The sequence below is a fragment of the Streptomyces oryzae genome, assembly GCF_017676365.1.
GTDB lineage: Bacteria > Actinomycetota > Actinomycetes > Streptomycetales > Streptomycetaceae > Streptomyces > Streptomyces oryzae.
This window is the reverse complement of sequence record NZ_JADKMA010000194.1, coordinates 1-14,984: the sequence shown is the minus strand read 5'-3', so window position 1 is coordinate 14,984 and position 14,984 is coordinate 1. Positions and strand designations below refer to the sequence as shown.

General features: G+C 70.3%; 14 protein-coding genes. All 14 read right to left on the bottom strand.

Annotated features, from left to right (window positions below; all coding sequences use genetic code 11):
- Positions 1 to 32 precede the first annotated feature (32 nt).
- The gene (locus ITI46_RS28150) at positions 33 to 2,651 is read right to left on the bottom strand and encodes a RelA/SpoT family protein (RefSeq protein ID WP_209242727.1); all 2,619 of its coding nucleotides are present in this window, start codon (positions 2,649 to 2,651) and stop codon (positions 33 to 35) included.
- 204 nt (positions 2,652 to 2,855) lie between these two features.
- Positions 2,856 to 3,431: an adenine phosphoribosyltransferase gene (locus ITI46_RS28145; protein WP_209242726.1), complete on the bottom strand. Its 576-nt coding sequence runs from the start codon at positions 3,429 to 3,431 to the stop codon at positions 2,856 to 2,858.
- A gap of 4 nt (positions 3,432 to 3,435) precedes the next feature.
- A complete protein-coding gene (secF, locus tag ITI46_RS28140) occupies positions 3,436 to 4,608 on the bottom strand; it encodes a protein translocase subunit SecF (protein WP_209242725.1) in 1,173 nt (390 codons plus the stop codon).
- A 1-nt stretch (position 4,609) separates the two neighbouring features.
- Positions 4,610 to 6,442, bottom strand: coding sequence for a protein translocase subunit SecD (secD, locus tag ITI46_RS28135; protein ID WP_209242724.1), 1,833 nt, complete (start codon positions 6,440 to 6,442; stop codon positions 4,610 to 4,612).
- Positions 6,443 to 6,580: 138 nt separating this feature from the next.
- A complete protein-coding gene (gene yajC / locus ITI46_RS28130; RefSeq protein ID WP_209242723.1) occupies positions 6,581 to 7,114 on the bottom strand; it encodes a preprotein translocase subunit YajC in 534 nt (177 codons plus the stop codon).
- Between the two features lie 166 nt (positions 7,115 to 7,280).
- Positions 7,281 to 8,339: a Holliday junction branch migration DNA helicase RuvB gene (ruvB, locus tag ITI46_RS28125; RefSeq protein ID WP_209242722.1), complete on the bottom strand. Its 1,059-nt coding sequence runs from the start codon at positions 8,337 to 8,339 to the stop codon at positions 7,281 to 7,283.
- 4 nt (positions 8,340 to 8,343) lie between these two features.
- Entirely contained in the window at positions 8,344 to 8,970 is a 627-nt protein-coding gene (gene ruvA, locus ITI46_RS28120) for a Holliday junction branch migration protein RuvA (protein ID WP_209242721.1), read from the bottom strand.
- Positions 8,970 to 9,521 carry a crossover junction endodeoxyribonuclease RuvC gene (gene ruvC, locus ITI46_RS28115; protein ID WP_209242728.1) on the bottom strand — a complete coding sequence of 184 codons (552 nt, stop codon included), beginning with the start codon at positions 9,519 to 9,521 and terminating at the stop codon, positions 8,970 to 8,972. Before ruvC ends, ruvA begins: the two co-directional genes overlap by 1 nt.
- A gap of 185 nt (positions 9,522 to 9,706) precedes the next feature.
- Positions 9,707 to 10,459, bottom strand: a complete 753-nt coding sequence (locus ITI46_RS28110) for a YebC/PmpR family DNA-binding transcriptional regulator (RefSeq protein WP_209242720.1) — start codon at positions 10,457 to 10,459, stop codon at positions 9,707 to 9,709.
- Between the two features lie 59 nt (positions 10,460 to 10,518).
- Positions 10,519 to 11,109, bottom strand: a complete 591-nt coding sequence (pdxT, locus tag ITI46_RS28105) for a pyridoxal 5'-phosphate synthase glutaminase subunit PdxT (RefSeq protein ID WP_209242719.1) — start codon at positions 11,107 to 11,109, stop codon at positions 10,519 to 10,521.
- A 131-nt stretch (positions 11,110 to 11,240) separates the two neighbouring features.
- Complete coding sequence (pdxS, locus tag ITI46_RS28100; protein WP_209242718.1) at positions 11,241 to 12,179, bottom strand: pyridoxal 5'-phosphate synthase lyase subunit PdxS; 939 nt, start codon at positions 12,177 to 12,179, stop codon at positions 11,241 to 11,243.
- A gap of 151 nt (positions 12,180 to 12,330) precedes the next feature.
- Positions 12,331 to 12,891: a LemA family protein gene (locus tag ITI46_RS28095; protein ID WP_209242717.1), complete on the bottom strand. Its 561-nt coding sequence runs from the start codon at positions 12,889 to 12,891 to the stop codon at positions 12,331 to 12,333.
- 22 nt (positions 12,892 to 12,913) lie between these two features.
- Entirely contained in the window at positions 12,914 to 14,086 is a 1,173-nt protein-coding gene (locus ITI46_RS28090) for a glycosyltransferase family 4 protein (protein ID WP_209242716.1), read from the bottom strand.
- The coding region (locus tag ITI46_RS28085) for a phosphatidylinositol mannoside acyltransferase (RefSeq protein WP_209242715.1) at positions 14,083 to 14,984 on the bottom strand (902 nt) is incomplete at its 5' end. The genes ITI46_RS28085 and ITI46_RS28090, both read right to left, overlap by 4 nt.

The window sequence follows — 14,984 nt, the reverse complement described above, 5'->3', positions numbered from 1 at the left end:
GGGCTGTGCCCCCGCACCCCCGGACGGTCCGGCTACGAGGGCCGCCTCGCTGACGTCACCCGGTACACGTCGTAGACGCCCTCCACTCCACGTACCGCCTTCAGTACGTGGCCCAGGTGCTTCGGGTCGCCCATCTCGAAGGTGAAGCGGGAGATGGCGACGCGGTCGCGGGACGTCTGAACAGCGGCCGAGAGGATGTTGACGTGCTGGTCGGACAGCACGCGCGTGACGTCGGAGAGCAGCCGGGAGCGGTCCAGGGCCTCGACCTGGATGGCGACCAGGAAGACGGACGACTGGGTGGGCGCCCACTCGACGTCCAGGATCCGCTCGGGCTCCCGGGTGAGGGAGTCGACGTTGACGCAGTCGGTGCGGTGCACCGAAACCCCGTTGCCGCGGGTGACGAACCCGATGATCGGGTCACCCGGCACCGGCGTGCAGCAACGGGCCAGCTTGACCCACACATCGGAGCCCGCGCCCTTGACGACGACGCCCGGGTCGGCGGTGGAGCGCCGCCGCGTGCTGCGGGCCGGCATCGGCGGCGCGGTCTCGGCGATGTCCTCCTTGGCCTCGTCCTCGCCGCCCAGCGCCTGCACCAGCTTGTGGCAGACGTGCTGCGCCGAGACGTGGCCCTCGCCGATCGCGGCGTAGAGCGCTGAGATGTCGGGGTAGCGCATCTCGTGCGCGAGGGTGACCAGCGAGTCGCCGGTGAGGATGCGCTGGATGGGCAGGTTCTGCTTGCGCATCGCCCGCGCTATGGCGTCCTTGCCCTGCTCGATGGCCTCGTCGCGCCGCTCGCGGGTGAACCAGGCGCGGATCTTGTTGCGGGCACGCGGTGACTTGACGAAACCGAGCCAGTCCCGGGAGGGTCCGGCGCCGGATGCCTTGGAGGTGAAGACCTCCACCGTGTCGCCGTTGTCCAGCGTCGACTCCAGCGGCACCAGGCGGCCGTTGACCCGCGCCCCGATGGTGCGGTGGCCGACCTCGGTGTGCACGGCGTAGGCGAAGTCGACGGGGGTGGCGTCGGCCGGGAGCGCTATGACGTCACCCTTGGGGGTGAAGACGAAGACCTCGTTGCGGGAGAGGTCGAAGCGCAGGGACTCCAGGAACTCGCCGGGGTCCTCGGTCTCCTTCTGCCAGTCCAGCAACTGCCGCAGCCACGACATGTCGTTGATCGTTTCGTCGCCGGCACCGCCCTTGCCCGCGCTCTTGGGCACATCCGTGCGCACCTTTGAGGTGCCGGCGACGGCCTGCTGCTTGTACTTCCAGTGCGCCGCGATGCCGTACTCGGCGCGGCGGTGCATGTCGAAGGTGCGGATCTGCAGTTCGACGGGCTTGCCGCCCGGCCCGATGACCGTCGTGTGCAGCGACTGGTACATGTTGAACTTGGGCATCGCGATGTAGTCCTTGAACCGCCCGGGAACCGGGTTCCAGCGGGCGTGCACGGTGCCCAGCGCGGCGTAGCAGTCGCGGACGGTGTCCACCAGGACGCGGATGCCCACCAGGTCGTAGATCTCCGCGAAGTCCCGGCCGCGGACGATCATCTTCTGGTAGACGCTGTAGTAGTGCTTGGGCCGCCCGGTGACGGTGGCCTTGATCCGCGCCGCACGCAGATCGGCCTGCACCTCGTCGGTGACGACGGCCAGATACTCGTCCCGCTTGGGAGCGCGCTCGGCGACGAGGCGGACGATCTCGTCGTACATCTTGGGGTAGAGGATCGCGAACGCGAGGTCCTCCAGCTCCCACTTGATGGTGTTCATGCCCAGCCGGTGGGCGAGCGGCGCGAAGATCTCCAGCGTCTCGCGGGCCTTCTGCTCCTGCTTGGACCGCTTGAGATAGCGCATGGTGCGCATGTTGTGCAGCCGGTCGGCGAGCTTGATGACCAGGACGCGGGGGTCCTTGGCCATCGCGACGACCATCTTGCGCACCGTCTCGGCCTGCGCGGCCTCACCGAACTTGACCTTGTCCAGCTTGGTGACCCCGTCCACCAGGAGGGCCACCTGGTCGCCGAAGTCGCGGCGCAGGGTGTCGAGCCCGTATTCGGTGTCCTCGACGGTGTCGTGCAGCAGGCCCGCCATCAGCGTCGCCGGGTCCATGCCCAGCTCGGCGAGGATCGTGGTGACGGCGAGGGGGTGGGTGATGTACGGGTCGCCGCTCTTGCGCTTCTGGCCGCGGTGCCAGCGCTCGGCGACCTGGTAGGCGCGCTCGATCTGGCGGAGCGTGGAGGACTCGATCTTGGGGTCGTTGCTGCGCACTATCCGCAGCAGCGGTTCCAGCACCGGGTTGAACGGGCTGGAGCGCTGCACCCCCAGGCGCGCCAGACGGGCGCGTACGCGGTTGGAGGAGCCGGAGCGGCCCGAGACCCCGGAGACGGCGCGCGCGGGCGCCACACGGTCACGAGAGCCGTTCTCGGCGCTCTTTCCGCCCCGCTCGCCACTCCTGCCACCGCGGCCCGCGGGAGCACTGTGCGCGGTGCCGGGCTGCTTGCCGTTGGCTTCGGCGGGGCTGTCGGCGGCACGGGAGCGGCCGGCGCCCTCGCTCTTCGAGGGCAGCCCGCCGTTGGCCGCGGCGGCGGACCGGCGCCGGGCCGCCTCGCCGGCGGCCTCCGCTTCCTGGCGCTGCGCGGCGGTGAGCTGCTGGGCCTCGTCTGGCAAGAGCACTCCTCGGTGGACCCCGGTCGGACTGCCATGGTAGCCACCCCGGCCACACCCGGACCTCCCGGAGGGAACGGCGAAGGCGGCCACCCCTGCCCCGGCTTCGGCCGGGCACGTTCAGGTGAACGTATCGGGGGGCCGCCTTATGCCGCCCTGCGCAGCTTCTCGTTCAGGCCGCCGGCCACTCAAAGGCGGCCCGCGGTCTCAGACAGTGACCAGGGCGTCGAGCGGGGCACCCGCAAGGGCGCGCTCCACCCGCTCCCGGCCGGCCAGGAAGCCGAGCTCCAGCAGTATCGCCGCGCCCGCGACCTCGGCACCCGTGCGCCGGATGAGCTCCACGGACGCCTCGGCGGTGCCGCCGGTGGCCAGTACGTCGTCGATCACCAGCACCCGGTCGCCCTCCGCCAGCCCCGCGGCGTGCACCTCGATCTGGGCGCTGCCGTACTCGAGGTCGTACGCCTGGGAGAGAGTGGCGCCGGGGAGCTTGCCGGACTTGCGTACGGGCACGAACCCGATGCCGACGCGCACGGCGACGGGAGCGCCGAGGATGAAACCGCGCGCCTCCAGGCCGACGATCTTCGTGGCCCCGCGCCGCTCTGCGAGCCCCGCCAGCACCTCCGTGAGGACGGAGAACGCCTTGGCGTCGGCGAGCAGCGGGGTGATGTCCTTGAACAGCACCCCGGGCTTGGGGTAGTCGGGCACGTCGTGGATCCGGCTGGTCAGCAACTCCCGCACGTCGGCGGGGACCAGCGGGGCCGCCGAGGACTCCGTCGCGCTCATCGGCTCACCTGCGCTTTCCGGAGGCCCTGCCGCGGCCACGGCCGCGGGAGGGCGGCTGGCGCCGCTGGCCCGCGAGCCCGGCGCCCGCTGCCGCGGGTCCGCCGCCGCGGCCGTTGTCCACTGCGACGGGCGGGCGGACGCCGCCGTCGCCCGGAGGCTCGTCCACCGGGCCGTCGGGCTCGTCGTCCGGCTCGTGCGCCTCGCGCTCGGCAGCCTTCAGGCGCTTGGTGCGCACCCGCCTGGCGAGGGCCTTCATCTCGGGCTGGCGCTCCTTGAAGTCGGCGACCAGCGGGGTCGCGATGAAGATCGAGGAGTACGCACCGGCGGCCAGGCCGACGAAGAGGGAGAGCGCGATGTCGTTGAGCATGCCGCCGCCGAGCATCCCGCCACCGATGAACAGCAGGCCCGCGACCGGCAGCAGCGCGACGACGGTGGTGTTGATGGAGCGCACCAGCGTGCTGTTGATGCTGCGGTTGGCGATCTCGCTGAAGGTGTACTTGGTCTGCTTGGTGACGTTCTTGCTGCCCTCTCTCAGACCGTCGAAGACGACGACCGTGTCGTAGAGCGAGTAGCCGAGGATCGTCAGCAGACCGATCACGGTGCCTGGTGTGACTTCGAAGCCGACCAGCGAGTAGACACCGACGGTGATGGTGATGTCGTGGATGAGGGCGATCAGCGCCGCCAGCGCCATCCGCCACTCGAAGGCGATGGCGAGATAGATCACCACCAGGATCATGAAGATCCCGAGCCCCTGCCACGCCTTGTTGGCGATCTGCTCGCCCCAGCTGGGGCCGACCAGCTGGGCGTCGATCTTCTCCGGGTTCACCTTCAGCTCGCCGGCCAGCTCCTCCTTGACCTTGGTGGAGGTCTTGGTGTCGACGCTGGCGATCTGCACGCGCTTACCGCCGTCGCCCAGTTCCTGGACGATGGCCGTGTGCCCGGAGACCTTCTCCGCCGCGTGTGTGGTCTGCTCCACGGAGGCGGAGGTCTTGGGCGTGGTGAAGACGGCACCGCCCTCGAACTCGATGCCCATGTTGAGGCCGCGGACGACGAGGCCCACGATCGCCGTGATGGTGATCAGGATCGAGAGGCCGTACCAGACCTTGCGGTGCCCGACGAAGTCGTAGCCGACCTCACCGCGGTACAGCCGGGCGCCGAGACTGCCGAGACGGGACACCTCAGACCTCCTTCGGTTCGGTGCTGACGGTGCGGCGGCCGCGCCGCAGAGGTGGCCTGGCTCCGAGCCGCTTGGGATCGAGGCCGGACCAGGGGTGCCCGTCGGCGAAGAACCTTCTGCGGGCGAGCAGCGTCATGACCGGCTTGGTGAAGAAGAAGACCACGACGACGTCGAGCGCGGTGGTCAGGCCCAGCGTGAACGCGAAGCCCTGCACCTTGCCGACCGAGACGATGAACAGCACCGCGGCGGCGAGGAAGGAGACGAAGTCGGAGACGAGGATGGTGCGCCGGGCGCGCGGCCAGGCCCGCTCGACCGCGGGCCGCAGCGTGCGGCCCTCGCGGACTTCGTCTCTGATGCGTTCGAAGTAGACGATGAACGAGTCGGCCGTGATGCCGATGGCGACGATGGCGCCGCAGACGGCCGGCAGGTTGAGCGCGAAGCTCATCGCCGGGCCCAGCAACGTCATGATCGTGTACGTCAGTGCCGCGGAGACGAGCAGGCTCAGGATGGCGATCAGCGAGAGGCCGCGGTAGTAGGCGACCAGGTAGACGACCACCAGGGCGAGCCCGATGGCGCCCGCGATCAGACCGGCCTGCAGCTGGTCGCTGCCGAGCGCGGCGGTGACGGTGGTGACGTCCGACTCCTCGAAGGAGAGCGGCAGCGCGCCGTAGGAGAGGATGTTGCCCAGGTCCTCTGCGGACTCCTGGGTGAAGCTGCCGGAGATCTCCGCGTTGTTGGTCAGCCGCTGGTTGACGGTGGGCGCCGACTGGACCTCGCCGTCCAGCGCGATGGCGAACTGGTTCTGCGGCTGCGGCTTCTTGCGCAGCTTGTCGGTGATCGCGCCGAACTGGTCGGATCCCTTGTCGTTGAACGACATCTGGACGATCCACTGACCGCGGTCCTGCGCGAAGACGGCCTTGGCCTTGCTGACGTTCTTGCCCGGCACGGCGACCGGGCCGAGCGCGTACTTGATCGGGTCCTTGGCGTCACAGGCGACGATCGGCTCGGAGCCCTTGGTGCTCGCGGCCTTCTCGCTGGCCTTGGCCCGGGCTTCCTTGGTGCTGCAGTCCAGCGCGGCGAGCTTCTTGGCGAGCGCGGCGGGGACGCCGGGTGCCTGGGGCTGCTGCGGCGGCGCCGTCGGCTGCGGGGACTTCTTCTTGCCGCTGGAGTCGCTGGGCTGAGGGCTGGGGCTCTTGTCCGTCTTGGCCGCGGATTTGGCCTTCAGGCCCTCGGTGACGGCACGGCCCTGGCCGCCGGGCGACGGCGAGGCGGAGTTCGAGGAGGACGGCGAGGAGGACGGCTGGGCCTTCTCGTCCTGGCCGCTCTTGCTCTTCTCGTCCTGCTTGCCCTTGCCGTCCTGGCTGCCCTGCTTTCCGGAGCTGCCGGACTTGGAGGGCTTGGGCTGCGGCTTCTGCGGCTTCTCGGCCTGCGCCAGCGTCAGCACCGGGCGGAAACCGAGCTGCGCCGTGGTGCCCACCTGTTCGCGCGCCTGCTTGGAGTTGGTGCCCTTGGGGATGTTGACGATGATGTGCCGGTCGCCCTGCGTCTGAACCTCGGACTCGGTCACGCCAAGACCGTTGACGCGCCGCTCGATGATGCCGACGGCGGTGTCCATGTTGGTCTTGTTGATCGCGTTGGGCTTGCCGGGCTGGTTCTTCGCCTCGAGCGTGATGCTGGTGCCGCCGGCCAGGTCGATGCCCAGCCTGGGCGTCTTGTGACCCGAGGCGAACATCCCCACGATCAGCCCCGCCGTGATCACCAGAATCAGCCCTAGGGAGCGCCACGGCCTCCCCTGGGCGCCGGAGGCCCTGCGACCCCTCTTCGGTGCTGCCACCTTCTCGTCTCTCCCTGTCCAACCGCCCGTGCCGCCCCGCGAGTTCGGCCGGGCGCGGCACAGCGGCGCGCGAAGTGGTCTGTGGACGTGCTACGCCGCCGGACCCGGTCCTACTCCCCCAGTCCGGCGGCGCTGACCTTACTTGGAGTCGGCGTCCTCGTCCCGCTTGCCGTCCTTGGCGGTGTCGTCGTCGGCCTTGACCGACTCCGCCTTCGGCTCGCCGGACGCCTCGACGGGCTCCTCGGCGTCCTTGTCCACGGCAGCGTCGGGGCCGTCACCGGCGTCCTTCTTCTCGAGGTCGAGCTTCGCGTCGGAGGGAGCGTCCTCTTCCCCGGTCAGCGAGGAGGCGTCGTCGGGAACCACCGCGTCGACGCCGAACTCTTCGCCCTCCGGACCGTTCGTGATGCGGTCGAACTCCTCATCGGAGAGGACGGCACCGATGGCGTTCTTCGCGAAGAGCGCGTGCGTGCCGGGCTCGATCTCCACGAGGACGCTGTCCTCGCGGATCTCCTTGACGACGGCGTACATGCCCCCGATGGTGCGGATGCCCGTGCCAGGCTGCATCTGGTCACGCATCTGCACGGCCTGACGCTGCTTCTTCTTGGCGGAGCGAGTCATCAGGAACATGGCCCCGATGATCACAATGAACGGGAGCAGAGCAATTGGGTCCACGGCGGAAGATTTTCCTTCACATGGCCGCGTCTCAGCGGCCTGGGGGTATTCGGGGTGGGCAAGCCTCCGCAAAGGGAGGGCGTCGGCGGAGTCTAAGCGAGCCTTCGCCGATGGAACAACGTCAAGCATGGCACCGAGGTTCCCGGCCCGACGAGTCTCCGCGCCGTCACGCTCCGAACAGGCCCTGTTGCCCAGGCCCTCCGGAAGCCGACCGCGGGGACTGCTGGGGCGGGGTGAGACCCAGGTGAGCCCATGCGGCGGGCGTGGCCACGCGACCACGAGGAGTACGGGCCAGCAGCCCCTCACGAACGAGGAACGGCTCGGCCACTTCCTCCACTGTCTCACGCTCCTCGCCAACCGCGACGGCAAGCGTGGAAAGCCCCACAGGACCGCCGCCGAACAGTTTCAGCAGCGAGCCGAGCACCGCACGGTCGAGCCGGTCGAGACCGCGCCCGTCCACCTCGTAGACCTCCAGCGCGGCGGCGGCCACCTCGCGGGTGATGACACCGTCCGCCTTGACCTGTGCGTAGTCCCTCACCCTCCGCAGCAGCCGGTTGGCGATACGTGGCGTGCCCCTGGAGCGCCCGGCGATCTCCACGGCGCCCTCCGGGTCCGTCCGCACCTCCAGCAGCTCGGCTGACCGGTGTACGACCTGCTCCAGCTCCTCCGGCTCGTAGAACTCCATGTGCGCCGTGAACCCGAAGCGGTCCCGCAGCGGCGGCGGCAGCAGCCCGGCCCGGGTGGTGGCACCGACCAGCGTGAACGGCGGCAGCTCCAGCGGGATGGCGGTGGCCCCTGGCCCCTTGCCGACGATCACGTCGACGCGGAAGTCCTCCATGGCCATGTAGAGCATTTCCTCGGCCGGGCGGGACATCCGGTGGATCTCGTCCAGGAAGAGCACCTCGCCCTCCTGGAGCGAGGAGAGGATCGCCGCGAGGTCGCCCGCGTGCTGGATGGCGGGGCCTGAAGTGATGCGGATGGGGGCGCCCATCTCCGCCGCGATGATCATGGACAGCGTCGTCTTGCCGAGCCCCGGTGCGCCGGAGAGCAGCACATGGTCGGCGGTGCCGCCACGCGCCCGTGCAGCGCGGAGCACCAGGTCCAGCTGCTCGCGCACCTTGGGCTGCCCGATGAACTCCCCCAACTGCTTGGGGCGCAGAGCGGCTTCGACAGCCTGCTCATCGCTGTCGACCTCGGCGTCGACCAGCCGTTCCTCGGAGCTCATGCCCTCACCGCGCCCGGTTCAGCGACTGGAGAGCGGACTTCAGCAGCGCACCGACCTGCGGCTCACCGCCGTCCGCGACAACGGCCTCCGCCTGCGGGGCCACAGCCGCGACGGCGTCCTCCGCCTCCTTGGCCGCGTACCCCAACCCGACCAGCGCCGCATGGAGTTGCTCCTGCCAGCCGGGCACCGCGGCTGCCACCGCCCCCCGCGAGGCGGGGACCGTGCCGAGCGGCCTGCCGAGCCGGTCCTTCAGTTCCAGCAGCAACTTCTGCGCGCCCTTCTTGCCGATGCCGGGCACGGCGGTCAGCGCCTTCTCGTCCCCGGTGGAGACGGCCAGCCGCAGCGCGTCGGGGCTGTGCACCGCCAGCATCGCCTGGGCCAGCCGCGGGCCCACCCCGCTCGCGGTCTGGAGCAGTTCGAAGATCTGCCGCTCGTCCTCGTCCGCGAAGCCGTAGAGGGTCAGCGAGTCCTCCCGTACGACCAGCGAGGTGGCGAGCCTGGCGGGCTCACCCATGCGCAGTTCGGCGAGCGTGCCGGGCGTGCACTGGACCGCCATGCCGACCCCGCCGACCTCGATCACGGCGGAGTCGGGGCCGAGCGCGGCGACGGATCCCGAGACGGAGGCGATCATCAAACGGTGCCCTTCCTGCGGTACTGCGGTGCCGGGGTCGCTTGCTGCGCTGCGACGGCCTGTTGGAGCCGGTTCTGGGCCGGGCCGCGCCAGATGTGGCAGACGGCGAGGGCCAGCGCGTCCGCCGCGTCGGCGGGCTTGGGCGCGGCCGACAGGCCCAGCAGCCGCGTCACCATGGCACCCACCTGGGCCTTTTCGGCCCGGCCCGAACCGGTGACGGCGGCCTTGACCTCGCTGGGGGTGTGCAGCGCCACCGGCAGCCCGCGCCGGGCGGCGCACAGCATGGCGACGGCACTGGCCTGCGCGGTGCCCATGACCGTACGGACGTTGTGCTGGCTGAACACCCGCTCCACCGCGACCGCTTCGGGGCGGTGTTCGTCCAGCCACTCCTCGAGACCGCGCTCGATCAGCACCAGCCGCTCGGGGATCTCCGCCTCCACGGGGGTACGGATCACGCCGACGCCGGCCATCGTCAGCCGGCGCCCCGCGACGCCGTCCACCACGCCGATGCCGCAGCGGGTAAGCCCCGGGTCGACCCCCAGCACGCGCAACGCCATCCCCCTCTCCGCAGCCGTTTCCTGGTTCCCGCAGGCTATAGGCAACCTCTGACAGAACCGGGGACCCGCGCATAGGGCCTGGACCCCGAAGGGGCGCGGGGAACTGCGCGCGCAACCACCACGCACCCGCAGACTGCGGGTTCGAGCCAGGGGCAGCCCCTCACCAGAAAAAGAGGGACCTACGCGTCGACCTTCGCCATCACATCATCCGGCACATCAAAGTTGGCAAAAACGTTCTGCACGTCATCACTGTCGTCCAGCGCGTCGATCAGCTTGAAAATCTTCCGCGCACCCTCCTCGTCCAGCTCCACCTGCATGCTGGGCACGAAGCTGGCCTCGGCCGAGTCGTAGTCGATCCCGGCATCGACCAGCGCGGTGCGCACGGCCACCAGGTCGGTGGCTTCGCTGATCACCTCGAAGTTCTCACCGAGGTCGTTGACCTCCTCGACGCCCGCCTCCAGCACGGCACCGAGGATGTCGTCCTCGGTCCGCCCGTTCTTCGGGACAATGACGACGCCCTTGCGGTTGAACAGATAGGAGACCGAGCCCGGGTCGGCCATCGAGCCGCCGTTACGGGTCATGGCGACCCGCACGTCGGAGGCCGCACGGTTGCGGTTGTCGGTGAGGCACTCGATCAGCACGGCGACGCCGTTGGGGCCGTAGCCCTCGTACATGATCGTCTCGTAGTCGGCGCCGCCGGCCTCCAGGCCCGCGCCGCGCTTGACCGCGCTGTCGATGTTCTTGTTGGGAACCGACTGCTTCTTCGCCTTCTGAATGGCGTCGTAGAGGGTCGGGTTGCCCTCCGGGTCGGCGCCGCCCATCCGGGCCGCGACCTCGATATTCTTGATCAGCTTCGCGAAGAGCTTGCCGCGCTTGGCATCGATCACGGCCTTCTTGTGCTTGGTGGTAGCCCACTTAGAGTGGCCGGACACAGCCTCGCTCCTTCACAGTCCCAACTTCATCTCGACGCGGAGATCCTACCGTCAGCAACTCAGTGTGCTGACCGCACCATCTCCGTGAACAGCGCGTGCACCCGCTGGTCACCGGTGAGTTCCGGATGGAAGGCCGTGGCCAGCAGATGCCGCTGCCGGACGGCCACCGGATGACCGTCGTAGGAGGCCAGCGTCTCAGTCGCCGCGCCCGTCGATTCGACCCAGGGGGCGCGGATGAAGACGCCCTCCACCGGGCCGCCGGGGACGGCCGGCATGTCGAGCGCCGCCTCGAACGACTCGTTCTGGCGACCGAAAGCGTTGCGGCGGACGATCATGTCGATGCCGCCGATGGTCTCCTGCCCGGAACGCGGGTCGAGAATCTTGTCAGCGAGCATGATCATGCCGGCGCAGGAGCCGTAAGCGGGCATCCCCTGGGACACCCGTTCGCGGAGTCGGTCCATGAGGCCGAAGATGACGGCGAGCTTGCTGATCGTGGTCGACTCGCCGCCGGGGATGACGAGTCCCGCCACGTCGTCCAGCTCTTCGGGACGCCTCACCTGTACGGGGTTCGCCCCCGATGCCTTGAGAGCTGCGAGGTGTTCGCGGACGTCGCCCTGGAGGGCGAGCACGCCGATGGTGGGCACAGACACTGTGCGGGTCCTTCTCTGCTGCCGGGGTGGCCGGGCGGCTGCTACATGCTGGGCGGGCTGTACGGGGACGGCCGGTGCGGTGGGCGGGCGGATGCGCCCGTGCTGGTGCCCGCCCACCGGGTGTCAGGCCCTCACCAGCCGCGGGTCGCGTAGCGCTCCGTCTCCGGGAGGGTGTCGCAGTTGATGCCGACCATGGCCTCGCCCAGACCGCGGGAGGCGTCGGCAATGATCTTGGGGTCGTCGTAGAAGGTGGTGGCCTTCACGATGGCCGCGGCGCGCTTGGCCGGGTCGCCCGACTTGAAGATGCCGGAGCCGACGAAGACGCCCTCCGCGCCGAGCTGGCGCATCAGCGCCGCGTCCGCCGGGGTGGCCACGCCGCCCGCGGAGAAGAGCACGACCGGCAGCTTGCCCGCCACCGAGACCTCCTTGACCAGCTCGTACGGCGCGCGGAGCTCCTTGGCCGCCGCGTAGAGCTCGTTGTTGTCCAGGACGGTCAGCTTGCCGATCTCGTTCTTGATCTGGCGCATGTGGCGGACGGCCTCGACCACGTTGCCGGTGCCGGCCTCGCCCTTGGAGCGGATCATGGCCGCGCCCTCGGCGATCCGGCGCAGCGCCTCACCCAGGTTGGTGGCACCGCAGACGAACGGCGTGGTGAAGGCGAACTTGTCGCTGTGGTTGACCTCGTCGGCCGGGGTGAGGACCTCGGACTCGTCGATGTAGTCGACACCGAGCGCCTGCAGCACCTGGGCCTCGACGATGTGGCCGATACGGGACTTGGCCATCACCGGGATCGAGACGGCCTCGATGATGCCCTCGATCATGTCCGGGTCGGACATCCGGGCCACGCCGCCGTCCTTGCGGATGTCGGCGGGGACACGCTCCAGTGCCATGACGGCGACGGCACCCGAGTCCTCGGCGATCTTCGCCTGCTCCGGTGTGACGACGTCCATGATCACGCCGCCCTTGAGCTGCTCGGCCATGCCCCGCTTGACGCGGGCGGTGCCGGTCTCGGGGCGCTGGGCCTCGGCGGACGCCGCGGTGGACTCAGTGGCGGTGGACGGAGATGACACGTTCGACCTCGCTGAAGGGGTGGTGTTCGGCGGGGACCTCTTCAGGTCCGGGACCTCTCAGGTCCTCAGTCACCCTGCTCGAACGGGGCCTCCCGCGAAAAGGGCCAATCGACACGCTGTGGCCTGCAAACCCCGGGCCAACCGACCGCTGTCAGCCTTGGGAAGGATGCCCCCGGTCGGCCAGCACCGGCGGTGGCTCGTCGTCCATCTCGAACGCCAGCGGCGGCTGTGCGTGCCCGGCCAGCCGGAACCAGCGCACGGTGCGGTGGCTCCGCAGCGCCCGCGCGGCCCGTACGGCGTCGTTGTGGAAGCGCCGCGCCATGGGCACCCTGCGGACCGCGGCGCTCAGTTCGCTGGCCGTCTCATGGCCGCCCGGAGCCTCGCGCACGGCCTCCAGTTGTGCGCTCTCGGCGAAGACGGCCCGCAGCGCCTGGCTCAGTTCGCTCTCGGCGACCTCGCGCTGCTCCTCCTCGGCCTGCCGGGCGCCGTGCGCGGCCTGGTAGAGCACCATCGAGGCCGCGGGATCCAGCACTCCCGCGGTGGCCAGCTCCTGCGCGATGGAGGCGCGGCGCAGCAGGGTGGCGTCCAGCGCGGCCTTGGCCGCGTCGATCCGCGCGTGCAGCCGGTCCAGGCGCCCCGCTGTCCAGCTCAGATAGACGCCGACGAGCGCCAGCGCGACGACGATCCAGATGACGGTGGTGAGAGTCGGCATCGTTGCTGTCCGGTCCTAGGGTTCAGTCCCGGGCGAGGCCGAACCGGGCCCGCAGCCCGGTGCGCTCGTCGGGTGCGACGGAGGCGGCACCGTCCGTGACCGTCTCGTACACGGCGAGGATGTCGGCGCCGACGGTGGACCAGTCGAACCGCCGCACATGCCCGTTGCCGCGCTTGCGCAGGTCGGCCCGGCGCGCGGGGTCGGCGAGCAGACGTACGGCGGAGGCGGCCAGTGCGTCGGCCTGCTCGACGGGGAACAGCTCGCCGGCCGCTCCACCGTCCAGCACCTGTTCGAAGGCGTCCAGATCGCTGGCGAGCACCGGCGCTCCGGCGGACATCGCCTCCACCAGGATGATCCCGAAGGACTCGCCGCCCGTGTTGGGTGCGACGTACAGATCGACGCTGCGCAGCAGCCGCGCCTTGTCCTCGTCGCTGACCATGCCGAGGAACTCCACGTTCTCCCGCATGGCGGGCGGCAGCTGGGCGACCGCCTCCTGCTCGTCGCCCCGCCCCGCGACCAGCAGCCGGGTCGCCGGGGCGGCCTCCAGGATGGCGGGCAGCGCCTTCATCAGCACCGGCAGGCCCTTGCGGGGCTCGTCGATCCGGCCGATGAACCCGATCGTGTGACCTTCGGGGCCGCCCTGCCACTGCGGCTTGGGCTCGGCGTCGGCGAAGAACCCGACATCGACCCCGTTGGGGATGGTGACCGCATCTCCGCCCAGGTGTTCGACCAGCGTGCGGCGGGCGTACTCGCTCACCGCGATCCGGGCGCTGATCTTCTCCAGCGCCGGCTGGAGGATCGGGTACGCCGCGATCATCGCCCGGGAACGCGGGTTCGAGGTGTGGAACGTGGCCACGATCGGGCCCTGCGCCGCCCAGCAGGCCAGCAGCGCCAGCGAGGGCGTGGCCGGCTCATGGATGTGCAGCACATCGAAGTCGCCCTCGTGCACCCAGCGGCGCACCCGGGCCGCGGAGAGGAAGCCGAAGTTCAGCCGCGCCACCGAACCGTTGTACGGCACCGGCACGGCACGCCCCGCCGAGACGACGTAGGAGGGCAGCGGGGTCTCGTCGTCCGAGGGCGCCAGTACGGACACCTGGTGGCCGAGCCGGATCAAATGCTCGGCCAGGTCGCGTACGTGGAACTGGACGCCGCCGGGGACGTCCCACGAGTAGGGACAGACGACGCCGATCCTCATCCCGTCCCCCGCTCACCCGCGCCCGGGGCTCCCTCTGCGGACGGAGCCTGCTCCGGGGGCTGCTCCAGGTCGGCGAGCCAGAAGCGCTGGAGCATGTGCCAGTCCTGCGGGTGCTCGGCGATGCCGGCCGCGAAGGTGTCGGCGAGGGTCTGCGTCATGGCAGCGACCCGCTCCCTGCGCCCCTCGATCTCCGGCACCGGGACCGGCTCGTGGACCCTGGCCCTCATCCGCGGCGGCGCGTCGTACCACAGCGTCACCGGCATCAGCAGCGCCCCGGTCTGCTGGGCCAGCAGCGCGGGCCCGGCCGGCATCCGGGTGGCCTCGCCGAAGAACTTGACCTCGATCCCGCTCGCGGACAGATCGCGGTCGGCGACCAGACAGACGAACCCGCCCGCGCGCAGCCTGCGCGCCAGCGTGCCGAAAGCGGAGGCGCCACCATGCGGCAGCACTTCCATGCCGAGACTCTCCCGGTAGGCGACGAACCTGTCGTAGAGGCTCTCGGGCTTCAGCCGCTCGGCGACGGTGGTGAAGGGCGTACGGGTCGCGGTAACCGCCCAGGCGCCGGCCAGGTCCCAGTTGCCCATGTGCGGCAGGGCGAGTATCACGCCGCGCCCCGAGGCGAGTCCGTCGGTGAGGCGGTCGGCGTTCTCGACGTCGACGCTTTCCAGGATGTGCTGCTCGCTGTAGGCAGGCAGCCGGAAGGACTCCATCCAGTAGCGCAGATACGAGCGCATCCCGGCACGCGAGAGCTTGCGTAGATGAGCGGGCGACGCATCCGGCACCACCCGCGCGAGATTGGCCTCCAGCCGCGTGACGCCCTTGCCGCGGCGCCGCCAGACCGTGTCGGCCAGCCGGCGGCCCAGCGCGGCAGCGGCGGGCTCGGGCAGCTTCTTGACCC